Source organism: Microcoleus sp. F10-B2, assembly GCF_036704965.1.
In the GTDB taxonomy this organism is placed as follows: Bacteria; Cyanobacteriota; Cyanobacteriia; order Cyanobacteriales; family Microcoleaceae; genus Microcoleus.
On sequence record NZ_JAUBTB010000041.1, the window covers coordinates 24,881 to 50,855 of the forward strand.

The following is a 25,975-nucleotide window of genomic DNA, read 5'->3' on the forward strand; positions in this document are numbered from 1 at the left end:
GATACAAAATTAAAAATTAAAACCTACATCTTGCAGCATTCTCAAGGTAAGGTGCGCCCAGCGCACCTTACTAATTAGATTCAGCCCTCACCCACATCAAACAGCTTTTTCCTGAATGTAATCCTGCACGTAAGACTGATAGTAATACCTGCTGCCTTTATCGTTATTCGCCACCATTCCCAACAGCGGAATCCCCGCCATTTTCAAATCTTCAAAAGCCAACAACAGCGCCTCCCGCTCAGTTTGATTCAGCCCCACTACCAGCATCAATCCGTTAGTGTGAGCCGCCAACAAATTTGCATCCGCCAAACCCAAAAGCGGCGCAGTATCGTAAATAACTAAGTCAAAATGGCTTGACAAAGCTGCCATTAAATGCTGCATTTTTTTGGAAGAAAGCACCTTTGTGGGATCGAGAGGAACCGGGCCGGAAGTTAACACAAACAAATTTTCATCGCGGGGCGATCGCAAAATCAACTGTTGCACATCCACATCATCCGCGATCGCATTGTGCAAGCCTTGCCAATTCGGTAAACCCAGCATTTCGTGCACCTGCGGCCGCCGTAAATCCGCATCCACCAACAGCACTTGCTGGCCCATTGCAGCCGCCGCCCGTGCCAGATTTACTGCCACAGTAGACTTGCCGTCAGCTACTTGACAAGAAGTAATTACGCAAGAATTGATCGGAGTATCAACGTTTAGCAACCGAATATTAGCATTGAGCGATCGAAAAGCTTCTTGAAAAGCATCCGTCGGCACCGGCGAACTTGCCACATCCACCGGACTTGTCTCAGCAGGAGGAAGTCTCAAAATTTTATCGCTAGCAGGAATCACCCCCAACAAAGGCAGCCGAATCGAATGTTTGACATCCTCCGGAGTGTGAAACACCGTTTTATTCTTAAACCGTTCCGCCAACTGCGCTGCCAGCATACCGAACAGCAAACCAGCCACTCCGCCTAAAGCCAAATTCAAAGGCATAATCGGAGCAACAGCCATCAACTCGCCATTTTTGTAGCGCGGAATTTCCGGCTTAGCAATAACTTCCCAAGCCACCTCTTGTTTGCCCACAGCTTCAAGCTGCAAAGCTTGCTGTTTTGCCAGCAAACTATTCAGCGTATTGTTAGTCAAATCCAACTCGCGCTGCAAATCGGAATAGCGCCGCAAAATCACTGGAAATTTTTGAGAGTATTGATTCAACTGCTTAGCAGCTTGTTCCAAAACTTGATTCCGCACGCCCAGTACCTGAATTAAATTAGCAGTACCGATAAACTGCTCGATTAACTTAATCCGCACCGGATCTTGAAAAGCCAGCACTTGCGAATTTACCTTACCTAAATCAGTTCCCAGAACCTCTTGGGCTTCTTTCTTCAACAACGGAATCAGGTTCTTGCGCTGTTCTCGCAACAATTGCATTTGCGGAGTTTGGTCTGTAAATGTAGCCGAGTTAATCGCAATTTGCCCTTCTAATTGCTGCAATTGAGTCAGCATCCCTTGATAGCGGGGAGCTTGACTCAGAGCCGATGCCATCAGCGCTTGCTGCTGGTTGAGTCCGAGCTGATTTTGCAGATTGGAATAGAGCAATCTTTGCTGGTTGAGCTGCGTTTGTGCGTCCAATCTTTGCGTTTGAAGTTGACTGATTTGCTGTGCGAGTTGTTGAGTTTGAATTTGCGGGTCGATAAAATTGTACTGCTGCCGCAATTTTTGAATTTCTGTTTGCAGAACTTGTTGGCGCTTTTGTTGGTTGGGAATTTTCGATTTCACAAAATCCAGAGTCTGACTAATTTGAGTTCTGGTATCTTGCACGCTGTAGTTGCGGTATCCTAGCGCAACTTTCCCCAAAACAAACTGAATTTTTTTGGGATCGTAATCCCGATATCTAACTTCAATAATCTTGGTATTTTTGAAGCGATTAATTGACAGCCTGGTTTGCTGAGAAAACGGCAAATTATCGGCTTTTTGATTCAAAAGGTAATTGTAATTTATTTCGGGATATTTAGCCTGCAACTCTTTAATAATCGGCGACATCACTTGCGGGCTTTGCAAAACTTGAATTTGCGATTCGTAGTCAAAATCCGACTTTTCTGTTGCCGCCGGGGCCGCTGGTTGCAGTTTCAGATCACCCGAGTAGATTTTTGCTAAAGTATTTTGCGTAACAGCGGGTTCTACTAATAATTGAAAACGCCCTTCGTACTCACTTTTTTGATTCAGCGTCCAGGCAAAAACCCCGGTGGTTACTGCCGCTGCTACGCCGATGACTAAGATGGAGCGGCTGCGGCAAACTTCCCAAAAATTTAACTCTTCTTCCTCTGTTTCTTGCCTGCCTAAAAATTGATTTTCTTCATAAAAAACAGAAGACATTTCTTGCAGATCGGCGGCTTTTTTATGGTTATTAAAAAGTGCTAGTTGAGATTTTTTCCCTGGTTTCATTTGATTTCTACAACTTATTAGTTTAAACGTCTGTACCGCTTGCGCACTTTCAGCTATCCGGTTGATTCCTAGATATTTAGTTACCCACCGATTTTTTTTCGAGAAAGCGGGTTTATGAACTCTTAGTGCTAGTCTCTTCAACTCACTGAAAAATATTGAACAACCGAAATATTCCTAACAGCGGGCTTAAAGGAGCGAGAGTCCCCCCTACATTATCCGAGAACGTAGCGCGGCCCGATCGCCTTACCATAATTACATCATTATTTTGCAGTTTGGGATTAGTTTCCTCATTAGCTGTTGCGGAAAAATTAACCTTAACTCTTAGCTGCGAAACAGTGCCGTTAGGATTGAGGCGAATTAAATCCACCGAATCCATTTGGGCCCGCGCTTTATTAAAACCTCCCGCTGCTACCAGCGCTTGATTTAAAGTAGTGTTGGGCAGCACCGCAATTGCTCCCGGTTTCACGACTTCTCCCACAATGTTCACCTTAATCGTATCCGGTGAAAAATTAGAATTAGCAACTTGTTCGTCTTGGGCTGCATCGAGATTTTCGGCTTTGGGAACGATTACCGTATCTCCCTGTTGCAGCGCTAAATCTTGGGATACATCTGCAGCTTCCAAAAGTTGCCACAAATTCACATTAATAATTTGTTCTGTACCCGCCCGCGTCAGGCGGCGAACTTGTATTTGTCTGATATCAGCTACAGGCGTAATGCCGCCCGCCATTTTAATTGCCCTCGTTACAGTTTGCTGCAAAACAGTTTCCCCGCCGTTGGTTTCGCTGGCAGCAAACAAACCAGAATTTTCACCCATTTCATTCTCTTGTACCCTACTTTGAGCCTCTTTTGCCAAAGTATAAGTACCGGGGCGACTTACTTCGCCCACCACAGCAATATTAATTGGTTGAGTGCTTTGTCCGGTAATGTTAGCTACGGCTAAAGTCGGTGCTTCTTGGCGGTTGAGGCTAGTTACAGTGGGAATAAATATAGTATCGCCGTCGCGCAAAGTCATATCGGCCCGCAAATCGCCGTTTTGCAATAATTCCCACAAATCCACACTAATAATTTGTTCCGGTGCGTTGCGCTGAGGGCGGCGGATTTTGATTTGCCGCACGTCTGCTGACTGCGTGATTCCGCCGGCCATTCGCAGAGCCCGCGATATCGTTGGCATTTGAGTTCCCATTTGCTCTGCTGTGCCTCCGGGGCCTGCTGCTGAGGATATTGTATAGGCTCCGGGGCGGTTGATTTCGCCCGCGATCGCAATTTGCAAAGGACGCGGCGCCAGCAATTTCAGCGTAATCCAAGGACGTTTGAGGTATTTGCCGTATCGCTCTTTAACAGCATTAGAAGCTTGTTCTAAGGTCATCCCGTACACCGAAACGCTGCCAATTAACGGCAAACTCAGGGAACCGTCGGCCTGTACTTGGTGTTGACCGTTGGGGCCGCTGTATTCCGGGACGTTGAAGATGTCCATTTGAATGCGATCGCCCGCGCCTAAAGTGTAAACTTCCGATCGGACACTTGAAGGTGTACTTGCCGGAACCGCCGGAAATCCCGGAACTGCGGGCACGGGTACGGGAACAGCAGAACCAGGAGGAGGAGGAGGAGGAGAGAAAGCAGGAGGAGGAGGCAAAAACTGGGCCATCGCCGGAGATGAACCCGCAGCCAGCGCTGACACTGTTAAAAATTTGACCGTGAAACCTTTGACAGTATTGAATTTTGAATAGTTTTTGCTCGCCATCGCCTTTCGCCCCTATCCGCTTCCTACCCCGCCACCATCAAATGTAACCCAACTCTTCTAACTTGCTCAGAACTTTTTTAACACTCTCTTCCACACTTTCTCGCTCTGTGTAACAAATAATTTCAGCATTGAGCGGTTCTTCATAAGGATCGTCAATTCCCGTAAAACCCTTAATTTCTCCGGCTCTGGCCTTAGCGTACAGCCCCTTGACATCGCGACCTTCGCACACTTCTAACGGCGCTGTGACATATACCTCAACAAAATTTGGCTCGATTGCTCTAATTTCATCGCGAATTGCTCTGTAGGGGCTAATAGCTGCCGTAATTGCCACAACTCCGTTGCGACTCAGTAGGTTCGCTACAAATCCAATCCGCCGAATATTAGTATCTCGGTCTTCTTGGCTAAATCCCAAACCTTTTGACAAGTTGGTGCGGACGACATCTCCATCCAATATTTCAACTTTGCAACCTCTTGCCTTCAATTCGGGTTCGAGAGCTTTGGTGATAGTTGTCTTGCCGGAACCGCTCAGCCCGGTGAACCACAAAATAAAACCTTTTTCCATTTTCAATTGCTTGGTTAGTAGTGAATAGTGGGGAAATTACGCGACTTATTATTTTACTGTCGCGGTTCCCCATTTTCTGATTCATTCTGATTTGAGATGCGCTCTGACTTTCACAATAACTAATTTTTTTATTAACCGCAGAGGACGCAGAGGACACAGAGGAAGAGGGAAGATGAGAAATAGGTAATCTTAAAATCCGTAGGATGCGCCGGGCCGTGCACCTTACATTCTATGCGGGATCACCAACGCCGAACATCTATCCGTAGCGCACCGATCGGCTGACTGAGCCTTTCGCAATCTAAAACCTAAAATCTCAAATGGTATTGCCTATGTCTTCCGTTTTAAAAGCAGATGTTTTGGTAGTCGGTGGTGGCACTGGCGGCACCGCTGCGGCCGTGCAAGCAGCCCGCCGAGGTGCCAAAACTATTTTAGTAAGCGAATTCCCCTGGCTGGGAGGAATGCTGACTGCAGCAGGCGTTTGTGCCCCCGATGGCAATGAATTAGCAGCTTTTCAAACTGGTTTGTGGGGCGCGTTTCTCCGGGAACTCCAGCAGCGACAGCCGGGAGGTTTGGATTGGGGTTGGGTCAGTTTTTTTACTTACGATCCCCGCATCGGTGCTGAAATTTTCGCTGATTGGGTTAAATGTTTGCCGAACTTGTACTGGATTTCTGGACAAATCGCTCAAGATGTGATCCAAGAAGGCGATCGCATTTCAGGCGTCCGGTTTGCCGATTTTACGGTTTCGGCTAAAATCACTTTGGATGCAACGGAATTGGGAGATTTGCTGGCTTTAGCGGAAGTTGGGCACCGCTGGGGTTGGGAATTCCAAGCCGAGTGGGGAGAACCCAGCGCGCCGGCTGCCTCTAATGCTCTCACAGAGCGCTATTCGGTGCAAGCTCCGACTTGGGTGGCAATTATGCAGGATTTTGGCGAAGGTGCGGCCCGGCCAGAAATTCCCGCGCCGCCTGTTGACAATCCCGATCGATTTACTGGTGCTTGGGACGGTTACACCCCCGAACAATTTCTCAATTACGGCCGACTTCCGGGCGGATTGTTGATGATTAATTGGCCGATTCGAGGTAATGATTATGGTGAAGGAGTCGATCGACTAATTGCATCTGAAGCATCTCGACAAGAATTCCTGCAAGAAAGTCTGTGGCACACTCAAAGTTTCGCCCGTTTCATTCAAACGCAACTCGGCCCTCGCTACGGCTTAGCAGAGAATATTTTCCCGATTTCCACGATCGAAAATCAACAAAATTCCTCCCTTCTTGGTTCTTTCGCCTTACATCCTTACTACCGAGAAAGCCGCCGCTTGCGGGGAGTACAAACAATCAGAGAACAAGATATTTTGCCTGTTGTCGGTGGAAGAGTCGCGAAGTTGCCGATAAATTCTGAGGGAATTTGTGAAACAATTGCGATCGGCAACTATGCCAACGACCACCACTACACCAGTGGCGACATTCCCTTGCAGCCCAAATCGATCCGCTGGGGCGGCCGCTGGACGGGAACTCCGTTTACCATTCCTTACAGCGCGCTAATTCCTGCGAGTACAGACGGTTTGCTAGCCTGCGAAAAAAATATTTCCGTCTCTCACATTGCCAACGGTGCAACTCGCTTGCAGCCAGTTGTCATGAATATCGGACAGGCGGCGGGGATGGCTGCGGCTTTGTGCGCGGAATCTGGATGTCAGCCGCGGGAGTTGCCGGTGAGAGTTTTGCAAGAAGCTTTGCTGCAAGATTCCGAGGCGAGTGCGGCGGTTATTCCTTTATTTAATTTGACACGGGATCGATCGGACTGGCTCGACTGGCAACGCTATTATCTCGATCGACCTCAAGCATATCCCGCCAGCGGCGAATGTCAGGAGTCTGTAGAGAAACAAAGCAGTAAAACCGCAAATACCCACAGCGAGTTTTCGGGCATTTTCCGCCGCCTGCGCGAACAAGACTGGACACTAACGCTGACAAGTCCTGCATCTGTAGCCGGTCAAACTTGGCAACTCGTGACTTTGGACTCGGAAACCGACAGATTTTTACACGGTTGCGAAACCGAAAAGCCTTTGACAGTATGGGGTAGGCTGAATTTTGCCGGTGCTTGGCTGCTGGCGGGAGCAGTAGCATTGAAGAGGTAGGGTTTTTTGCACAGATCCGAAAATTGCACAGATATCTATCCTGATAGACCGGGGCAAGTCCGTATCACGTAATAGACACTGACACGGATACTACCCATGCACACCTACACTGCAATTGCTTTACTGAGCCTGTTGGGCATTACCTTGAGTGCCAGCGCCGCTCGAGCTTTTGAATCTCCACTCCCAATGCTCGAAACTGCTACCGCCCAATATATGTTGTCAGCCCAAACTCAACAAAAGGGCGAGCGCGGTCCTGAGAGGGGCAGCGGACGCAGGAATTTTACTGAGCCAAATGTTTACACTCATCCGCTACAAGATTTCTAAGGGCATCGGACGCAAGCGATTACCATAACTGAGTTGGTTCTGGCCGTTCATTCGAGCGCGCGATCGGATTTTCTGGGATTCTAGTTTTTCAGGTTAAGCGACAACTGGACTTTTTGTGGAAAGTTATTAGGAGATTCTTTTTTGTGTGATAAATGTTAGCATATAAACCTGGAACCGCCATCTACCTAGAGATAGATTCTAGTAGGTGGCGGTTTTGTATTGAAAACCCTTCAATAAAACAGGAATTAGCCAAAAGCCTCCGATCGTCTGGGTTGTTTAACCGATATCCCTCACCCTCCCCGCCATATTTTAGTTTGTCAAACCGAGTTTCGGCATCCATGACTATTCAATAATTATCACCTCGGACTCGCCTCAAAGTCCTCGGAGCGCAAAAGTTATTTACCTTCTCCCCACCGCAGGTGGGGTTGAATTTTCAACGGCTGCACTATAATTAACGTGCGATCGCTAACTTATATATAGGTAAACTGTCAGCGCAGAGGGTGCAGCAATCTACTTAAATTGGCCACCAATAAGAACCACTTATGCGGTGTGGATAGCCTTTAAGCCCATGCCCCTGTTACCTCAGGGAAATTAACTAACCTGAATATTAGGGTAGCTGGCAAGCTTTCCGGCGACAGTCGGCTATGCTTGATTCGGCGCTCTCGCAATAATTTAATGGAGGACGACAAAATGCCTCCTAATTTGGCTATTTCGGGGATAGTGATGAAAAATGACTCTTTGGATCTGGTCAAAAGCCTCAGCCCTAGTGCAATGGATCAGATCATGCTATATCTGGCGTTTAGCGCCATGAGAACCAGTGGGCACAGGCACGGGGCGTTTCTAGACGCGGCCGCAACGGCGGCTAAGTGTGCTATTTACATGACCTATATTGAGGAAAAAAACAACCTGCGGATGACTGGACACTTGCATCACATTGAGCCTAAACGGGTGAAGGTGATTGTTGAGGAAGTCCAGGAAGCTCTGACTCAGGGAAAATTGCTGAAAATGTTGGGTTCCCAGGAACCTAGATATTTGATTCAGTTTCCTTATGTCTGGCTGGAACAGTATCCTTGGTTGCCGGGACGCCCTCGGATTCCCGGGAACAACTTGACTGCGGATGAAAAAAAATATCTCGAAGGCAAGATTCCTCCGAATCCCCCTGACGCTCAACTGATCAATTCTTTTCAGTTTATGGAGTTGATCGAGTTTCTGCACAGGCGATCGCAAGAAGATATGCCTCCAGAAAGGCGAATGCCTTTGAGCGAAGCTTTAGCAGAACACATCAAGCGGCGCTTGATCTATTCGGGAACAGTCACTCGCATTGATGCTCCTTGGGGAATGCCGTTTTATGCCCTCACTCGCGCTACTTACTCTCCCGCAGAGCAGGAAGAGCGGACATTTACTATGGTGGAGGATACGGCTAGATATTTCCGGCTGATGAAGGATTGGGCGGAAAAACAACCGAAGGTGATGCGAATTATGGAAACTTTGGATATTCCGCCGGAACGCCTCGACCAAGCTCTTGAGGAATTAGATGAGATTATTCGCAATTGGGCCGATCGCTATCACAAGCGGGGCGAACCGACGATGATTTTACAAATGGTTTTTGGACCGCAAGACGACGCTTAGTTTGATTAACTATTAATCATTAGTCACGAGTTGATTGCTTGAGACTCATGACTAATGATTAATAGCTAATAACTCCCGAGGCCGAAACCGGGTTTTTAGGGAAAAATACTGCGTTAAAGCCTTGAATTATCCTAATAAACCCGGTTTCTTGAGTGGCGAATGCGTCCAAGATTAACTAAGCTAAAAAAGCTCTCCAGGTCGCAGCTAAAACGATCGCTGCGATCGCTCCTATCAGTGTATTAAAAAAATTTACTACCTCGTTCGTGAGCCACTCAAACTTTGATTGCACCGTCGCCCCAATCACGCTCTCGATGTTCGTGGCAATAAAAGCTGCAATAACACAAAAAACAATTCCTGTCAAGTCAATTAAACCGACAGCCCAACTCAAAAGCGCGATCAGAATTGAGCCGACAATACCCGCCATCGTTCCTTCCAAACTTACGGCCCCTTCGGTACCCCTAGGTACAGGCTGCAAGCTGGTAATCAAAAAAGTCCGCTTGCCGTAAGCTTTTCCGATTTCGCTAGCGCAGGTATCGGAAAGTTTGGTGCAAAAACTCGCGGCGTAACCCAGCAATAACAGGGAAATAGCATCTTGGGGCACAGGCATCTTGCCTGTCTCTCCTAAAATAGATAATGCCAAAACTCCCACAGCGCTCATAGTAGCAGTTAAAGCCGAACCCCAGACATTTTCTGGACCTCGGGCGCCTGAACGCTTTTCGGCTATGCCTTCTGCTTCTTTTTGGGCTTTGCCGATGCTGGTAACTCCAGATCCGACAAGAAAGTAAAACATCACCACAGCATAGCCTTGCCATCCCAAACAGCCCCAAATGAGGACGCCCAATACCCAGCCGTGAAATTGGCCGGCGGGAGTGAGCAATTTTTTAGGAGCAATGGTGCCGATCGCGAGTAAAACTGTATTTAGGGCGATCGCCACCAACCAAGGATTAGACCAAGATAAATAATTAAAGAACAATTCTGAATTCTGCATTTAGTACCTCCATGAACCAAGTCTTATTTCATCTTGCCTTCCCCGTGACCGATATTGCCCAAACAAAAGCGTTCTATGTAGACGGGCTCGGCTGCAAACTAGGTCGCGAATCGCCGAATTCTGCGATTATGGGTTTGTGCGGCCATCAAATTGTCGCCCACGTCAGCAACGAACCTTTGACGCCTCAGCGAGGCATCTATCCCCGGCATTTTGGGTTAATTTTTACTTCCGAAACTGACTGGGAAGGGTTGCTAGAAAAAGCCCAGCAAAATAACTTAAATTTCTATCAAGAACCGAGACGGCGATTTGTCGGTTTGCCTACAGAACACCGTACTTTCTTCTTAGAAGACCCTTTCCACAATATACTGGAGTTCAAGTATTACTGTGAAGCTGAAGCAATTTTTGGCCGCAGCGAATACGCTGAAGTTGGGGATGCTGTTTGATATCTAATCCGGTAGCGATTTGCCTGTTGTGGGGGCGGGTTTACGAGATTGTTGGTTTTAGGCAATTACTGTAGGTGAAACCTGCCCCTACAAAATTTGACATTATACAAGAATAAATCAAACGGTTAATCATGAACTTTCAATGGTTCTGAAAGTGCTTCAGCCACAGCTTTTAAACTGCTGGAATGCCTCGCCATCATGGCATGGGCGAAAACCGACAATTTTACTTCTTTTGCCGCCGATATTTGGGAACTAGAAGCGGGTACGATGATGAAATCCCAATCTGTCCAAATCGAAGTAAAATTGAGCTTTTCCAACAAGGCAGCATCTCGATTTAAATCTTCCAGAAAAGCACTGCCAGGACGCATTTGGATGCAGCCTTTTCCCCAGAGAGTGTAAGCCATCCAAGTACCGCTGTGAGGAGAAGATATGGCAATAAAGCGCTGCACTCGGTTAATGCCGCCTAACCTTTGCAGGTAGTAGCGAGTTACTAAACCGCCCATGCTCAATCCTACTATATCTAGATGCTGTTCTGGCGCAAAGGTTTTGTCTATATAATCTGCTATTTGTTGGGCTAATTCGTCTATGCTGGCATTGCCCCAATGGGGCGAGAGATTGATGGTGTAGACTGACCACCCGAGTTGGGTGAGATAGGCAGACATTTTGTGAAAAATTCCCGATTTTATGAAGATACCGTGAATTAGCAAGACGGGATTCCGGCTGAAATTGCTATTCATTGTTAAGTGGGAATTTTATTTTCTATAGGTGCTTTTAGTTCTTCAACTACTGCGTTAATACTTTGGGGTTCTGTCACCATTTGGCGGTGCAGCAAAACGTTGACTTTAACTTCTTTACCTACTGGCATTTGGGAGCTGTTAGCCGGTACAATCATTATGTCAAATGGCGTCCACATTGATGTAAAGTTTATGCGTTTGAGCATTGTCACATCTTGATTCAAATCGCGCAGCAAGCCACTATCGGGGCGCATATCCAGGTATCCTGGTAGGCGTAGGGAATAAGCGGTGAGGGTGCCGCGGTGGGGGGAAGATAGGGTGATGAAACGCTGTACGCGGTTGATTCCCCCGAGTCGCTGGACGTAGTAGCGGCTGACGATGCCGCCCATGCTGTAGCCTACTATGTCTAAAGATTGTTCTGGATCGAAGGTTTCAGAGATGTAGTCTGCCAGTTGCTTGGCGAGTAAGTCGAGGCCGAGGCTGCCGTCGTTGGGGGTGAGGTTGAGGCTGTGGACTGACCATCCGAGTTGGGTGAGGCGGGCGGACATTTTGCTGAAAATCATCTTTGTGTCCCAGATGCCGTGTATGAGGATGACGGGATTGCGATCGAGCGAACTGTTCATTTGAAAAGAAAATTGCTTGCTGATTACAGCATAGATTACTCCCCTAGGGAGTTTGACCCCTACTAGGACAGCTAGCGAATCGGATCGAGGTACGATCGGCAATTAGTGGGAATCGCTAACAAATTCTGAGATACTTTGTAAATAAGTGCAAAGCTGTGATGGTATTTATACCTAAAATTTGCTTGGATGAGGTAGCTTAAATACAGCAAAATGTAAATTTTGATTAAGAAATGTAGACAAAAGTTGCCTAACCTCGTAGTCTAATTTTGTTGACAAGCTTGTACAAATTTCTCTAAAAGAACAAAAGGAGTAAGTCTAATGTTTGGTTTTATCAAAAATTTCTTCGGCGGTATTTTCGGATTTTTCGGCAGACTGTTGGGCTTGAAAAAGTCTGAATATTTCCTAGATTTGGGCGAATCGGGAGCAAAGGAACCAGCAAAAGTTGCGCCTGCGAAGGCTGAGCCTGTTGCGGTCGCACCGGCAAAAGTTGAGCCTGTTAAGTCTGAGAATTCTGAGAAGTCTGAGAAGTCTGAGAAGTCTGAGAAGTCTGAACCAGCTAAAAAGGCTAAGGTAGAGAAAAAGTCTAAGAAAGAAAAGGAACCAGCCGCTAGCGTTGTTGCTAAGACTCCAGAACCCGCGAAGGTACCTGCTGCTGCTGCAAATAACGGGAAAGTGCCGAGTCAACCTGAACCGATTCGGACTTTTGCTCCTAATAATTTAATGCCGACATCAAATGCAACTCGTCGCGGCCCGGGCCCCAGCATGAACAATTTCCGGGAAATGGCCCGTCAGGTGAAAACTAAGTAGGAAATTGGGAATTGATAATAGGGAATTGGGCATTGGATAATTCCAAATGCTGGCGTTAAAAATTAAACAGGGGATTACTCATTTTTAATTTTAACTCTTTGTTCTATTCCCTATTTTTTTCATTTCGGAGGAAGGCTAATCCGCTATATAGCTGAAAAGCTGAGTCCCAAGGAGTTTCGGATTTGCGATCGACTTCTATATGAGATTGGATCTTTCTCAACATATTAGTGTAATCGAGCACTGTCTCGGCAAAGGGCGTAAATTCTGACCAAACTGTAACGTCAAGCTGGCGATCGAATATTTCTAGTAAATGATTCCAGTTAATTCGGGTGGTACTTTGAGGAATTTGTTGAGAGTTTTTAACTCTGGGTGTTTTGTTTTTGGGGTTCGGTGAAGTGGATATCTCGGCAGCAGATTTGGTGAACTCAACTCCTTGTTGAAATTCGTAACTTTGGTCGCAAATTCGCAGAATGCAGTTTCTGCTGGGAATGTGCAAGTCACAGATTTGAGCGTAATCTTGCCTGATTTCTCTGTGGCGAAATTGCTCCTTTCTTCGGTTGGGGGAGTAGTCCATGACTTCGATGAACATCGGCAATAAGCCTTCTACTCTTTGGGTAACTTCTGACCAGTTAAATTCGATCGCACCGAGTCGATCGAGTCGATCTTTGCAAACAACGGCTGGGGAAGAGAGAGACTTGAAGTGTTGCACTCGGAAGATTTGGATTTTTTGAATATCGGTTAGGGTGGCCCAAAATACGGGAATGCCGGCGTTGAGGAGTTCTTGACCGTAAATTCGGAGTTCGGCGATGGGGCCAGTTTTGTAAAGTCTCCAGCCGCGGCTTTGGATTTGCATCCGGGTTGTGTAGGCGTCGATTTTAAAGATTCTGCTGATATTTTGAATGGCTGCGGGTTTGTTTTCGGGGCTAACTGGTTCGAGGATCAGGAGTCCCGGTTCGAGGTTGCTGGGGTCGTTTTTGGCGGTTTCTATGGCTTGTTGGCGGACGTTTTGTTGTGCGATTTCAATCCGTTGAATGCCTTGGCGGGTCTGGGAGACGATTTTGGGGTTGGTGATGTCGCGGAGTATTTGTTTGTAGGTTGTTTGGGCTTTTTCGAGGTTATTGGTGAGTTCGTAGTAGCGGCCGATATAGTATTGCACCCACGGATTTTCGGGGGATTCTTTTTGCAGTTGTTTGATGAGTTGGGCTGCTTGTTTGTATTCTTTGCCATCTAGGGCGGCGGCTATTTGGTTGATGTCTGTCATGGCGGTTGCGGGAATGGCGTTGTTTCTATCTTGGCTGATGTTTGGTTGGTTCCGCCACTGGTTAACAATTTTGGCTCTTGTGTTAACTTATAGATATGATATGAAACTTTGACAATCATTGAAAAAATACGTGTCAAATTGCAAGAAACAATGGTGGAACAAAAAGTAAGTTATACCCTTGAAATCAATGGTAAGTTTATTATTATTGAAAATGTTCCTGCTAGAGTGTGTTTGGAAACGGGAGAGCGATTTTTTTCGCCTGAAACTGTGGAACAGTTGCAGAAGATGATTTGGGAAGATAGAAAGCCGACTAGGGTGATTGAAACACCTGTTTTTGAATTTGCTTAGGGGTTGGTTAAAGTTCTGTTAAAGCTGATTGGAATTAATGCTTAGGCTGTAGGAACCTTTGCTTGCGCGATCGCCCAACAATGAGAACACTATGCTGCTATTATTTGAGGATTTTATGGCAAGTATCGCAGAGATTCCCAAACCCGGACAGCTTCTTGGGGGCTAATGTCCTTACAATTAGATAACTCTGGAGGCGCAGTATCTAAGAAAAGACGAGAACCCGCACCAGTAAATCTGTAAAATGGGCCTTTCCCCATCCAAGATCCTGTTAAAGTAGGGCCAGAAAGTCGAGGGTTTTTACGATATTTTAACACTGCGCTTTTGCCCAATATTGAATTGTTGACGGGATAACTCCGTTCTAAGTCAGTCGATGGCATATCGCCAATACCGCCACCTGTGGATTCAATAGCAAAGCAAGAGTTATTAGAGTTTCCATAGATAATTGCGTAGTTAGGGCAAAAACGGCGGAATTCTGAAGGACAAGGTTTAACTTGAACGCTAGCCACCTGAAATCCGGCAGGAATATAGCTAGGAATGGCAACTTTAACTCCGAGAGACTTAAGCTGATTTGTTTGTATGTCAGATAGCTGAGCATTGGCTACCAATTGCCCTTGATTAGTCGATCGCTCAGCCGTTACAGATTGTATGCTGGCGGCTAGGATTGCTACGATGATGATTGTGATGGTGATGGGCGATCGCATTTTCATGAATTTTCCTTGTTTTTGGGAGAGACTTTTTGCAGCGAGCGTATTTTATTATTTTTTAACCGCAGATGCACGCAGATTAACGCAGATTAACGCAGAGGTAGATACAAGTTCTGAGCTTAGTTCGATCGCCTTTTTTTATCTTTCCTCGATATACCGCTGCAACTCGCCTGTGCGCTGTTTAGTCATGCGATCCAAACATTCATTGAGGAAACCTCGATAACCGGTACCGCCGCGATTTTGATACACTTCAAATTCGCAGGTTTTATCTCGCACTTTAATCCATCCTAATTGTGCTTCGGAAAGTAGCGATCGCTCTTCGCCGCTCAATTGGGATATCAGTTGTTTGTAAACCTCGTTAAGTTGTCGATCCGAAGCCTCGTACCTCAATCGAATACAAGTTCTGACTTGCACATCTCCTTGCGGGCGATCGCAATTAATCTGTTGAGCAAGGGGAAAGCTAGGAGATTGTGCAGAAACTGATGTTGTACCTAAAATTGCCAAAACCACGCGCGGCGAAGCTATCCCGTAGGGAATCGACCAAAAGAGCGATCGACCTTTCTTCAACTCTATTTTCATTGGCTCGTCAACCCACCTATCTGATGACATAAGAAAAAGTAGACCTGATTGATGTAAAGATTGTTTTTATATTTGATGAATTCGATTCACCCTGTTTATTCGATTGCCAAAGTGTGCTTGAGTGCTGCATCTACTGCCACCATATTTGACCAAATACCAATTTTGCGATCGATTTCAACTTCTAGAAGCGTCACAAGATTGTCTGTCATAATTACCGAGTCAGCTAGCAATCCCGTTTGCTGCCCGGACGGTGTTGCTAGGGAAACAAAAACCCGGCTTGGGTGTCCAGAACGGGCTAAATTGCTAGTAATCATTGCCGTAATTGTTTGCCCTAAACCAGTCCCCAGATTATTAGCTTGAATTATCAAAGCTGGACGGCGTTTCGCAGTACGCAAGTCCGAGCTGGGGAACAAAACCAAAACCACATCACCGCGATTATAAGGCATCGTAAGCATCCATCTCGGGTAGTTCCCAATCAGGAGCAAATCTGCTCAACCGCACCCGTAAATCTGCTGCTTGTTCGTCGTTGATACCGCGAGATTGCAAGTTTACTAACCCTATTTTTGGCATAAAAGTAACAATAACTTGCGCTTCTTCTATGTCGGTGGGTGTTTCTAGTAATTCGATTTTGCCATTTCGATATATGCCCTCTACTGACTGTAACATTTTACTTCTGTTATAATTAGCCATTTACATTTTAGCGGCGATCGCCAAACCCAGCAAGTCTCGGTACTTTTTTGTGGATATTAGCACTTCTCAAAAGCCGCGCCCACCAATGATAAAGCAACTATCGGTGCAGTCACCGCCCTGAGAATTCTACTCCCCAAAGAAACAGCTTCAAAACCAAATTCGATCGCCCTTTCCACCTCACCGTCAGTCCATCCACCCTCCGGCCCGACAGCAATCACGATCGCTAATTCCTCTTGTTCTTGCTCCCCCCTTATTAAGGGGGGCTGGGGGGGAGCGAAACCAGTCGCTCCATCTTGCTCCCCCCTTAACAAGGGGGGCTGGGGGGGTTCTAAATTACCCAACAAACAATCCCACAAATGCCGATTGTCCCCGCGAGCAACACAAATATATCGATATTTTTGACCGCAATTTTTGACAGCAATATCAAACGAAACAGGCTCTAAAATCGCCGGCACAAATTGACGTTCCGACTGTTCTGCCGCTTCGGCAGCAATCCTTCTCCACCGATCGACCTTCTGAGCACTTGGTTTGAGCAAAGTTCGATCGCTCGTCACCGGCACAATACTTGCCACACCCAACTCCGCCGCCTGTCTCACAACCTCGTCAAAGCCGTTTCCTTTGGGCAAGGCTGCCATCAAAGTTACTTCCACGGGTAGCTCCCTGTCCGCAGAAATCTCCTCTGCTAGGGAGGCAAATAACCCGGTTTCCTGGGCTTCTAGGACTGCTAACCACCAATGTCCCCGGCCGTCCATCGCAATAAATCGATCGCCCTCACTCAAACGTAGAACTCGGTTTAAATAATGCTGCTGTTGTTTGGTTAAGTCGATTTTGCGATCGCAAATTTGAGCGGGACTAACTGCTAATCTTTGTAATTGAGGCATTAAGTTTGGGATTGTTCGTTTTCTATTAGAGATTTTTTTAAAACCGCAGAGAACGCAGAGAACGCAGAGGAAGATAGAATGAGAGGAGATAGGCAGGCGGGGTTTGAACAGTTCAAAAAACAATAAAGGCAAAGCATCTACAACCGGAATTATTTTACAAATCCAAGTTTTTTTATGCAAATGCTCTGCCTTTATATTACTTTTGCCAGAAGTCTATTGAATACAATCGAAAATCACAAATTGAAAATCGAAAATCAGCTTATGCTTCCTCCTTGATCTTTTTTAAATAAGTAGAAATCGCTTCTGTAGCTAGCTGTGTAATCGGCTTGCCCTGACGGGCTGCTTCTTCCTTGAGCTCGTTGTAGATTTCATCGCGGACGCTAATTCGACGGCGGACTTTGCCACCGCTAGCAGCGGCAGTCTCTTTCCCGTTATCGTTACTAGACGTAACATCTAATTCATTAATCTCAGTTGTCATCGAGTCAGTAGATTGGTAGTTGGTTACAAATTGACGGATAGATTCTAACCCGACGCGATCGCAAAAATTGCCAAAACTCTCGCTCAGTTGCCGTTTTTGCTTGAAATAAACAAAAATCGGTTCCAGAAAAGCTTCAAAATTCTTTACGTGCAGCTTTTCCTCAATTGGTTTTGCCAGCCGCGTTTGGTCGGGAGAACCGCCCAGCCAAATCTGGTAGGATTCCGGCGAACTCCCGACAAACCCCAATTCTGCCATATAAGGGCGGGCGCATCCATTTGGGCAACCAGTCATCCGCACCACCAAATGCTCGTCTGCCAAGCCAACTTTGGTCAAAAGTGTCCGAATCCGCTCTAGAATGCTGGGAATCACGCGCTCGGACTCGGTAATCGCCAGCCCGCAAGTCGGCATTGCCGGACAAGCCATTGCATAGCGGACTAAGGGGTCGATCGCAGTTTCCCGCTGAATGCCGCATCGATCGAGTATTCCCTGAATTTCCTGTTTGAGATCCGGCGAAATATCGTAAATCAGCACGTTTTGGTGCGGCGTCGCCAGTATCGGCAAGTTGTACTTCTGCACAATTTCCCGCAAAGCTGTTTTTAGCTGAAATGAACCTTCATCTTTGATCCGGCCATTTTCTACAGAAATGCCGACAAACAGTTTACCGTCTCCCTGGTCGTGCCAGCCCAAGAAATCAAAATACTTCCACTCAGGCAGCGGTTTAAAGGCTTCTAGCGGCTTGCCAAAATATTCTGCTACTTTTTCGCGGAACCACTGTACGCCTTTGTCGTTAATCAGGTACTTCAGCCGCGCGTGCCGTCTGTCTGTGCGATCGCCGTAATCTCTTTGGGTTGCTACAATTGCCTTGACCAAATCGTAAACTTCATCCTTGGCAACATAGCAAATCTCATCCGCAACCCGCGCAAAAGTCTCTTCTTTGTTGTGAGTGCGGCCCAAACCGCCGCCAGCAAACACGTCAAAACCTTGCAACTCGCCAGCTTTATTGGTAATTACCACCAAGCTCAAATCCTGAGAGTACAAGTCAATTGAATTGTCTCCCGGCACGGTAACGGAACACTTAAATTTGCGCGGCATATAATGGCTGCCGTAAATCGGTTCTTCTTTGTCGCTAAAGATTGTGCCGTTGCCGTTTTTCTGTCTGGCGGCCTTCACTGCGGGGTCTTCCTCGGCCGAAACAGCTTTTTCGCCGTCCAGCCAAATTTCGTAATAAGCACCGGTTTGCGGCGTCAGCAAATCGGCGACATTGTTGGCGTATTGCAGCGCATACTTGTATTCTGGGCGATTTTTGTACGGTGCTGGCGGTGCCATGACGTTGCGGTTCAAGTCGCCGCAAGCTCCCAAGGTTGACCCCATATTTTTAATAATTGAGGAAAACACTGCTTTAAGATTTTTTTTCAACACCCCGTGCAGTTGGAAACCTTGGCGGGTTGTAACGCGGATCGTGTGGTTGCCGTATTCTTCAGATAGCTTGTCTAAGGCTAAGTATAATTGCGGCGGAGTGAACCCGCCGGGATTGCGGGTGCGGAGCATGAACTGATAATCTTTTTCTTGTCCTTTGACTCGATTGTCGCGGTTGTCTTGCTGGTACGAGCCGTGAAATTTGAGAATCTGAATCCCGTCTTCGGTGAAGTGGGTAGTTTCTTGTAACAGTTCAGTCGCAACGGGTTCTCGTAAATAGTTGCTGCGTTCTTTGAGACCTTCTGATTTAGAGGGTTTGCGCGCAACAGGGGTTGAAGGGGAAGATGTGATCATGGGAATGTATAGTGCCAGTTATAATTAGATACAGCCGATCGAATATTTCTTGACAATTTGACACTTGACAAATTTGCACTTGACAAATTTCTTCAGAAATGCTTTGTCGGATATGTTGACAACTCGGTTAACAACTAAGTTAACAACTAAGTTAATAACGGTAATCCGGTAGGAATTCTGATGTTGTTCAATTGTAACACGATCGAGCCGGGGCTGAAAAATTGTAATTAAGAGTTTATACTTTCGATCGCTTAAGTGTACAAAACTTTAGAAATAATTAACCTCAACCTTTGAAACTATGTCACTGTATGACGAAGACACATTTGTGGTTTTAGAAACAAACCAGCCAGAGCAGTTTTTGACTGCGGCGGAACTGTTAGAAAAGCTGAAAGCCGTGTTAGCCGAGGAACACGAAGATTTGCCGCAGGACTTGCATAAAATATCTGGCGTGGAAGCTCAAGCCAAGTATTTAATTAATACTTATTGTGAATTAGATGTCGGGCCGGGAAAATTTTTGCAGTGGTACGCAGTGCGTCTAGAAAAGTAATTTTGGGGATGGGGATTGCTAATACAGTTAGCGGTTAACAGTTAAAAATCAACAATTCTTCAATCTAAAATCCAAAATCTAAAATCTAAAATCGGTTAATCTTCCAACTGTTGAACCGATGATACTTCCACTGCGGTAACATCGATCGTACCGGGCGGTGTCAAGCGACTAAAATGACCTTCCTCTATTTTCAGAGGTTCGCCACAGTTGGCACATTGAAATTGAGTTTGATTTAAAGCTGTAAATTCGTATTGACAAACTGGACAATTGTCCTCAATTAAATTGCGTTTCAGCCACCACTGAAGCGCGAAAAATGCTACCACAGGCGTCAGCAACAAAAAAGCTATTACAATCAACACTGATTTAACTATCCAACCCAAACCTATTGACACCAACAAACACGCGATGCCCAGCAGTATCAGCCAATTGCTAATACGGGGTAGGTTTAAAGAGATTTTGGGGGTGCCTTGGTTCACGGTTGTCTCCTTGGGTGTCTTTGCACGTAGGCATAACTCTATCCTACTCAGAAAATCACGTAGTTGTTCGAGTTAATTTTCCCATTGTACACGGAGAGACCGCTCTCTACGGCATAAGTTTATCTGAGTCAGAGGGTTAAAAAATTCCTTCTAAGGATTGACAAAGGGATTCAAAACTAAATCTTGCCAGGGTTTGTTCTCTCAACCAGTGGCGATCGCACCTTTTATCCTCTCCTCGCAGCATTTCCACACAAGCAACCGCTACTGCTGCTGAATCTCGGTGAGGAACTCGCCACCCCAGTTTACCATCTTGCAGCGGATCTGCCGATCCGTCCGCGTCTCCCGCCAGAACAGGTACTCCGCAAGCTAAAGCTTCCAAATAAACTATACCGAAGCCTTCCTGGGAGGGCATTACATAAGCATCGGCTAACTGGTAATGTGCTGCTAAATTTTCTGTCGGTACAAAACCCGCAAATATTACTCTTTCGGTAACTCCCAAATCGTCAGCGAGTTTGGCTAATCTAGATCGATCGTCTCCTCTGCCAATAACTAAGTATTTCACATTGGGAAACGTTTTTGCGATTAGCGGCAAAGCTTGAATTGTGACATCGACACCTTTGTAAATATCCGTCGATCGCAATCTGGCTACAGTCATCAATATTTTAGCACCAACCAGATTGTACTGCTCTAATAAATCCTGTGGCTTCTGCCCAGTCGTAAATATATTTTCATCTACCGTACAAGGCACTATGTGGAATTTTTCGGGATTTAATTGGTTAATTTCGCAAGTACGCGCGGCGAAGCTATCCCGTAGGGAATCGCGCGTGTACCTGCTAATAGTCCAAATACTCTCAGCTTGTCTCATTGCTGTTTGATATTTGGGCGGAAGCGATTCCCAAACTTCCTTGCCGTAAGTTAAAATCGTGTAGGGAATTCCCAATGGTTGGCACAAAATTTGAATTAGCGGTGCGAGTTTGATGTGACCGCAAAAAACCCGCTGCGGTCGTTTTTGCAGCAAGCGAGTTAGTAATACTGTAGCAAACTTAAGACGGCCCAACCAGGGATTCTCGGTTTTGAGGTAATAAAATTTCAGATTTTTTGACTCGAAGGGATTGTTGCAGTCTGGAGAATCTCGCAACAGCAAAACTTCAGCTTGCGGCGGCGAGTTTGTCTTTGCGGTTATTGACGCATAAGCTTTGAGAATGTCTTGAACGTAGGATTGAATGCCGCCTTCGCTAGCAAATATTTCTAGGAAACAGAAGAGGTGATTTGTCGATCGCATCTCAGATTTAGGCATTGACAGCGCAGACAATTATTGCATTATAGTGATTTTGCCAAAAAGGGCGATCGCCATTATCCAGAGCTTTTAAACCATGTCAAGATGACTGTAGTTGCAGGTTTTACAGCCAAATATTGGACTTATCTACTCTCACCGTTGGCTTTGAGGGACGATCGGCTTTTTAACTAGCGCTTTTTAACGGGCTGCATGGGTGAGCGCGAGGCTTTGCTTGAACTTTACTATAATCTACCGTAATTTACTGTAAACTTAATGATTTTTTACAATATTATGCACCAAACAAAAATTAAGATTTATTGAGTTGGTGCTGCGCGTCCGACCAGACTGAGGATTAGCTTATCGGTGCCGATCGAGGATCTCGCATCTTTACTTTTTGGTAAAAGTATGGTATATCTAAAGATAGATATCGCTCCTGTGTTTAACTGTTATCATCAGCCAAGATAGAGAGTTAAATTAAATATGACTCTGCCAGCTTTTAAAAGCTATTTCTGAAATATTTGGTCAAAAATATTCTCCTAAACTTTTTCTCAAAAAGTGAAAAAATAATGCTCATAAAGCATTGAAAAAATTCCCGCTTGTTGATTGTTTTGGCAGCCAGGATAGAGATTGAATATTCATATCTTTTCCGTTTATAAAAGCAGTCTAACGAGCCGATAGAGAAAGTTTTACGAGCAGAAAAAACTAGGTTCCGTACAACTATGTACGCAGAGAAGCCCCTCACCTAAAACATTAGGTATTTGAGCTTAAACCTGACAAAAGCTAATGTTAGGTTGGCAACTTCATATGTACGAGTGACTCTCTCCAAACGAGAATTCATTGGAGTTTGAGGTGAAACGAGTAACGATCGCACTCAGTCTTTTTAGTCTAGTCAGCAGCACTCTGGCAAGTTGCACCGCAGCTTCCCAGAACGCTCAAAACAGCACACAACCAAGCAACTCCGAACTTTCATCAGTTGCTGTAGCAGTCCGCGACCTCGGCAATCCATTCTTCGTACAAGTTGGCAAGGGCGCTGAGTCCGAAGCCAAGAAAATCGGCGGTGCAAACGTGAGGACAACTCTCGTTTCCAGCGGCGACGATTTAAATCAGCAATTTAATCAAATCGAAAACTTTATTGCCTCTAATGTCAGCATGATTGTACTCAATGCTGCTGACACCAAAGGCATTGCCCCCGCTGTCGAAAAAGCCAAGCAAGCAGGAATTCCGATAATTGCAGTTGATACCGCCGCCGAGGGAGGCGTTGATGCCACAGTTACTTCAAATAACGTGCAAGCTGGCGAAGTAAGCTGTCAATATATAGCCGATCGCTTGAAAGGAAAAGGCAGCGTTGTGATTATCAACGGGCCTCCCGTCGCTTCAGTCGTCGAGCGAGTTCAGGGGTGCCAAAGTGTCTTCTCCAAATATCCCAATCTCAAGGTTCTTTCCAAAGATCAGAACGCAGAAGGCAGCCGCGATGGCGGGTTAAGAGTGATGAGCGATTTGCTTACTTCCTTCCCGAAAATTGATGCTGTTTTTGCAATTAATGACCCCTGTGCCATTGGTGCAGAATTAGCAGCCAAACAAGCACAAAGAAGCGAGTTCTTTATTGTGGGAGTCGATGGTGCACCTGAAGCTTTAGATGCACTCAAGCAGAACAACAGTCTCTTTGTGGCTACAGCAGCTCAAGATCCATTTCGCATGGCAGCCAAGGCCGTTGAAGTCGGGAACGACATTCGGAAAGGAAAAAAGCCAGCCAATCCAAACATTCTGATTCCAGTCGCGCTGATTACTCGCGAAAACGTCAATCAACATAAAGGCTGGACAAGTGAGTGACATTCTTCGTGTCAAGTTAAGACTAAAACCCTTGAGGAATCCCGTTTTTCCCCGAGTCTAGATCCCCCTAAACCCCCCTTAAGAATGGGGACTTTGAGAAGAATCTTCTCCCCCCCTTAAGAAGGGGGGCTAGGGGGGATCTAAGTTTAATAGTCAAGCAGATTTCCTTACGGTATTTACAATGGTAAATAGCACTCACGATTCAATTAAAACTAAGCCCGTACTAGAAATGCAAGGTATTACAAAAACCTTTCACGGTTTTACAGCCTTGCACGATGTAAATATCACCGTTTACCCAGGCGAAGTCCACGCCCTCATGGGGGAAAACGGTGCGGGCAAAAGTACGCTGATGAAAATTCTGGCGGGAGCCTACATAGCTGATGCAGGCGAAATCAGAATTGACGGTCAAGCTGTTAAGATGACAGACCCCGGTCAAGCCAGAAATTTAGGGATAGCGATTATTTATCAAGAACTCAATCTCGCCCCCAATCTGACAGTTGCTGAAAACATTTTTATGGGCAGCGAGCTGAAGAAAGGAGGTACATTTTTAAACCAAGATGAAATGCAGCGCAAAGCATCTGAGGTATTGAAAAACCTCGATGCAAATTTTGAGGCTGGAGACCTGGTTTCGACACTTTCAATTGCCGAACAGCAGCAAGTGGAAATAGCTAGGGCGCTCAAACACAATAGCCGAATTTTAGTGATGGACGAGCCGACGGCCGCGCTTTCAGACCGCGAAACAGATAAGCTTTTTGAAGTGGTTCGCCGCTTGCGGAATGAGGGCATTGCTATTATTTATATCAGCCACAGAATGGCAGAAATTTATGCCCTTGCCGATCGCGTGAGCGTCATCCGAGATGGCGGGTATATTGGCTCTCTGGAAAAGCACGAAATTTCTGCCAATCGCTTGGTGGAAATGATGGTGGGTCGTTCTTTACAGGATTTGTACGAAAACAAGCATCAAATAACACCGGGTGCAGTTGTTCTTGAGGTAACAAATTTAAGCGACGGTCGCAAAGTAAAGCCTGCCACTTTTCAACTTCATGCGGGCGAAATTCTGGGTTTAGCGGGTTTAGTTGGCGCGGGCCGAACAGAACTTGCCCGCCTGATTTTTGGTGCCGATCGAAAGACAAGCGGTGAAATTAAACTTGAAAATCGTCCTCTGAATGTCTCGACACCCAATGAAGCAATGGCAGCCGGAATTGCTTACGTGCCCGAAGATCGCAAGGCTCTCGGACTATTTTTGGAGGCAAGTTCCGGTGAAAATATCACCATGAATGTCCTCGATCGAGAAGCAAAAGCTGGCATTATTAACTCAAATTTTCTGTTAAAAATTGTCAATGATGCTATTAATAATTTGCAAATTCGCCTTGCAAGTCCGAGCATCAGGGCAATGGATCTTTCTGGGGGGAATCAGCAGAAGTTGCTGCTAGCGCGTTGGTTGGCTATCAACCCAAAGGTACTTTTGCTAGATGAACCGACGCGGGGTGTGGACATTGGCGCCAAAAGCGAAATTTATCGAATTATTAGCGATTTGGCAGCCAAGGGTGTAGGTATTTTAATGATTTCCAGCGAACTGCCGGAAATTGTGGGAATGAGCGATCGCGTCTTAGTGATGCGAGCAGGAAGCCTCGTCGGTGAAGTAGGCGGATCGACTGGGGAAGCAATTACGCAAGAGAACATTATGGCTTATGCCACCGGGGCAACAGAGGTAAAAAAATCATGAGTCAAACAGAAGTAAAAAGCACCAGAAATCAATCAAGCGATCGCCAAAAAGCCAGTAAAGCTCAAGCTTGGAGAAATTTTATCCAAGTAGCCGGCATCCTGCCGATTTTGGTTGGCATCTGTATAATTTTTTCCTTGGTAACGCCCAACTTTCTTTCAGTTGGAAATTTGATCAATGTCATCCGGCAAGCATCGATCAATATTGTCCTAGCTACCGGCATGACTTTTGTGATTTTGACGGGCGGGATTGACCTTTCTGTTGGGTCAATTTTGGGTGTGACGGCAGTTGTCGGGGTGCTGGTTTCCTTAGTTCCAGGTCTCGGTTGGTTTGCCGTACCGGCTGCGTTAATAGCGGGAGTCTTTTTGGGATTACTTAACGGCTCGCTAATTGCTTATTTAGGTTTGCCTCCGTTCATCGTAACCCTTGGTTCTTACACTGCTTTGCGGGGAGTTGCTTATTTAGTAGCTAACGGCACTACCGTTATCAATAGGAATCTGAATTTTGCTTGGGTAGGTAACAGCTATGTTGGCCCTATTCCCTGGTTAGTTATTATCGCTTTTCTCGCAGTTTTAGCGAGTTGGTTTGTCTTGCGGCGGACTGTTCTAGGGAGGCATATTTATGCCGTGGGAGGCAACATTCGGGCAGCACGATTGACAGGTATTAAGGTGAGTCGGGTGCTGTTGTTTGTCTATGGTGTTAGCGGGATGCTTTCTGGTTTAGGCGGCATTATGAGCGCATCGCGCCTCTACAGTGCGACGGGGATGTTGGGGCAAGGCTACGAATTAGATGCGATCGCTGCGGTAATTTTGGGAGGAACGAGTTTCACAGGTGGAATTGGCACTATTTGGGGTACTTTGCTGGGGGCTTTAATTATTGCCCTGCTCAACAATGGACTAACTCTCATGAACGTGTCTTTCTTCTGGCAGTTAGTTGTCAAAGGTTTGGTGATAATTATCGCAGTGACGATTGACAAAGTTCGCACAGGTTCAAGCGCAGCGTAAT

The 25,975-nt window shown here is 46.1% G+C and carries 25 protein-coding genes; 10 read left to right on the forward strand and 15 right to left on the reverse strand.

Annotated elements, in window-relative coordinates:
• Positions 1–96: 96 nt before the first annotated feature.
• From QUA99_RS17190 to cysC, 3 genes are all read right to left on the reverse strand, one after another.
• On the reverse strand, positions 97–2,424 hold the full coding sequence (locus QUA99_RS17190; RefSeq protein ID WP_333238883.1) for a polysaccharide biosynthesis tyrosine autokinase: 2,328 nt from the start codon (positions 2,422–2,424) through the stop codon (positions 97–99).
• Between the two features lie 142 nt (positions 2,425–2,566).
• Positions 2,567–4,165, reverse strand: coding sequence for an SLBB domain-containing protein (locus QUA99_RS17195; protein WP_333238885.1), 1,599 nt, complete (start codon positions 4,163–4,165; stop codon positions 2,567–2,569).
• A gap of 37 nt (positions 4,166–4,202) precedes the next feature.
• Positions 4,203–4,727, reverse strand: coding sequence for an adenylyl-sulfate kinase (gene cysC / locus QUA99_RS17200; RefSeq protein ID WP_333238887.1), 525 nt, complete (start codon positions 4,725–4,727; stop codon positions 4,203–4,205).
• Between the two features lie 329 nt (positions 4,728–5,056).
• Here cysC and QUA99_RS17205 point away from each other — a divergent pair, with 329 nt between their 5' ends.
• From QUA99_RS17205 to hetR, 3 genes are all read left to right on the forward strand, one after another.
• Entirely contained in the window at positions 5,057–6,859 is a 1,803-nt protein-coding gene (locus QUA99_RS17205) for an FAD-dependent oxidoreductase (protein ID WP_333238889.1), read from the forward strand.
• Positions 6,860–6,955: 96 nt separating this feature from the next.
• Positions 6,956–7,183 carry a heterocyst-inhibiting protein PatX gene (gene patX, locus QUA99_RS17210; protein WP_333238891.1) on the forward strand — a complete coding sequence of 76 codons (228 nt, stop codon included), beginning with the start codon at positions 6,956–6,958 and terminating at the stop codon, positions 7,181–7,183.
• A 723-nt stretch (positions 7,184–7,906) separates the two neighbouring features.
• Entirely contained in the window at positions 7,907–8,812 is a 906-nt protein-coding gene (gene hetR, locus QUA99_RS17215) for a heterocyst differentiation master regulator HetR (RefSeq protein WP_333238962.1), read from the forward strand.
• A 175-nt stretch (positions 8,813–8,987) separates the two neighbouring features.
• On the opposite strand, the gene QUA99_RS17220 is transcribed toward hetR, so the two are convergent.
• Complete coding sequence (locus QUA99_RS17220) at positions 8,988–9,800, reverse strand: TIGR00297 family protein (RefSeq protein WP_333238893.1); 813 nt, start codon at positions 9,798–9,800, stop codon at positions 8,988–8,990.
• 11 nt (positions 9,801–9,811) lie between these two features.
• Between QUA99_RS17220 and QUA99_RS17225 the strand changes: the two genes are divergently transcribed.
• Positions 9,812–10,243, forward strand: a complete 432-nt coding sequence (locus QUA99_RS17225) for a VOC family protein (RefSeq protein WP_333238895.1) — start codon at positions 9,812–9,814, stop codon at positions 10,241–10,243.
• 125 nt (positions 10,244–10,368) lie between these two features.
• On the opposite strand, the gene QUA99_RS17230 is transcribed toward QUA99_RS17225, so the two are convergent.
• Positions 10,369–10,980: an alpha/beta fold hydrolase gene (locus QUA99_RS17230; protein WP_333238897.1), complete on the reverse strand. Its 612-nt coding sequence runs from the start codon at positions 10,978–10,980 to the stop codon at positions 10,369–10,371.
• 2 nt (positions 10,981–10,982) lie between these two features.
• Complete coding sequence (locus tag QUA99_RS17235) at positions 10,983–11,600, reverse strand: triacylglycerol lipase (protein WP_333238899.1); 618 nt, start codon at positions 11,598–11,600, stop codon at positions 10,983–10,985.
• Between the two features lie 318 nt (positions 11,601–11,918).
• Here QUA99_RS17235 and QUA99_RS17240 point away from each other — a divergent pair, with 318 nt between their 5' ends.
• Positions 11,919–12,407, forward strand: a complete 489-nt coding sequence (locus QUA99_RS17240; protein ID WP_333238901.1) for a hypothetical protein — start codon at positions 11,919–11,921, stop codon at positions 12,405–12,407.
• A gap of 103 nt (positions 12,408–12,510) precedes the next feature.
• On the opposite strand, the gene QUA99_RS17245 is transcribed toward QUA99_RS17240, so the two are convergent.
• The gene (locus QUA99_RS17245) at positions 12,511–13,668 is read right to left on the reverse strand and encodes a tetratricopeptide repeat protein (protein ID WP_333238903.1); all 1,158 of its coding nucleotides are present in this window, start codon (positions 13,666–13,668) and stop codon (positions 12,511–12,513) included.
• 108 nt (positions 13,669–13,776) lie between these two features.
• Here QUA99_RS17245 and QUA99_RS17250 point away from each other — a divergent pair, with 108 nt between their 5' ends.
• A complete protein-coding gene (locus QUA99_RS17250) occupies positions 13,777–14,016 on the forward strand; it encodes a YgiT-type zinc finger protein (RefSeq protein ID WP_333238905.1) in 240 nt (79 codons plus the stop codon).
• A 113-nt stretch (positions 14,017–14,129) separates the two neighbouring features.
• Here QUA99_RS17250 and QUA99_RS17255 read toward each other — a convergent pair whose 3' ends face one another.
• The 6 genes from QUA99_RS17255 to sir form a co-directional block, all read right to left on the reverse strand.
• Positions 14,130–14,723 carry a hypothetical protein gene (locus QUA99_RS17255; RefSeq protein WP_333343433.1) on the reverse strand — a complete coding sequence of 198 codons (594 nt, stop codon included), beginning with the start codon at positions 14,721–14,723 and terminating at the stop codon, positions 14,130–14,132.
• A 135-nt stretch (positions 14,724–14,858) separates the two neighbouring features.
• Positions 14,859–15,329 (reverse strand): lysozyme inhibitor LprI family protein, encoded by a 471-nt coding sequence (locus QUA99_RS17260; RefSeq protein ID WP_333238909.1) that lies wholly within the window; start codon positions 15,327–15,329, stop codon positions 14,859–14,861.
• 65 nt (positions 15,330–15,394) lie between these two features.
• The gene (locus QUA99_RS17265; protein ID WP_333238911.1) at positions 15,395–15,745 is read right to left on the reverse strand and encodes a type II toxin-antitoxin system PemK/MazF family toxin; all 351 of its coding nucleotides are present in this window, start codon (positions 15,743–15,745) and stop codon (positions 15,395–15,397) included.
• On the reverse strand, positions 15,735–15,965 hold the full coding sequence (locus tag QUA99_RS17270) for a hypothetical protein (RefSeq protein WP_333343431.1): 231 nt from the start codon (positions 15,963–15,965) through the stop codon (positions 15,735–15,737). Before QUA99_RS17270 ends, QUA99_RS17265 begins: the two co-directional genes overlap by 11 nt.
• An 80-nt stretch (positions 15,966–16,045) precedes the next feature.
• Complete coding sequence (locus QUA99_RS17275) at positions 16,046–16,870, reverse strand: 16S rRNA (uracil(1498)-N(3))-methyltransferase (protein ID WP_333238915.1); 825 nt, start codon at positions 16,868–16,870, stop codon at positions 16,046–16,048.
• Between the two features lie 259 nt (positions 16,871–17,129).
• On the reverse strand, positions 17,130–19,118 hold the full coding sequence (gene sir / locus QUA99_RS17280; RefSeq protein ID WP_333238917.1) for a sulfite reductase, ferredoxin dependent: 1,989 nt from the start codon (positions 19,116–19,118) through the stop codon (positions 17,130–17,132).
• Positions 19,119–19,416: 298 nt separating this feature from the next.
• Between sir and QUA99_RS17285 the strand changes: the two genes are divergently transcribed.
• The gene (locus tag QUA99_RS17285) at positions 19,417–19,665 is read left to right on the forward strand and encodes a chlororespiratory reduction protein 7 (RefSeq protein ID WP_333238918.1); all 249 of its coding nucleotides are present in this window, start codon (positions 19,417–19,419) and stop codon (positions 19,663–19,665) included.
• A 95-nt stretch (positions 19,666–19,760) separates the two neighbouring features.
• On the opposite strand, the gene QUA99_RS17290 is transcribed toward QUA99_RS17285, so the two are convergent.
• Together QUA99_RS17290 and QUA99_RS17295 are read right to left on the reverse strand one after the other, a co-directional pair.
• A complete protein-coding gene (locus QUA99_RS17290; protein ID WP_333238920.1) occupies positions 19,761–20,141 on the reverse strand; it encodes a hypothetical protein in 381 nt (126 codons plus the stop codon).
• 136 nt (positions 20,142–20,277) lie between these two features.
• Complete coding sequence (locus QUA99_RS17295; protein WP_333238921.1) at positions 20,278–21,438, reverse strand: glycosyltransferase family 4 protein; 1,161 nt, start codon at positions 21,436–21,438, stop codon at positions 20,278–20,280.
• 828 nt (positions 21,439–22,266) lie between these two features.
• Between QUA99_RS17295 and QUA99_RS17300 the strand changes: the two genes are divergently transcribed.
• The 3 genes from QUA99_RS17300 (at position 22,267) to QUA99_RS17310 (ending at position 25,974) form a co-directional block, all read left to right on the forward strand.
• Positions 22,267–23,247, forward strand: coding sequence for an ABC transporter substrate-binding protein (locus QUA99_RS17300; protein WP_333238923.1), 981 nt, complete (start codon positions 22,267–22,269; stop codon positions 23,245–23,247).
• Between the two features lie 181 nt (positions 23,248–23,428).
• The gene (locus tag QUA99_RS17305; RefSeq protein ID WP_333238924.1) at positions 23,429–24,973 is read left to right on the forward strand and encodes a sugar ABC transporter ATP-binding protein; all 1,545 of its coding nucleotides are present in this window, start codon (positions 23,429–23,431) and stop codon (positions 24,971–24,973) included.
• Complete coding sequence (locus QUA99_RS17310) at positions 24,970–25,974, forward strand: ABC transporter permease subunit (protein ID WP_333238926.1); 1,005 nt, start codon at positions 24,970–24,972, stop codon at positions 25,972–25,974. Before QUA99_RS17305 ends, QUA99_RS17310 begins: the two co-directional genes overlap by 4 nt.
• Position 25,975: the final 1 nt, after the last annotated feature.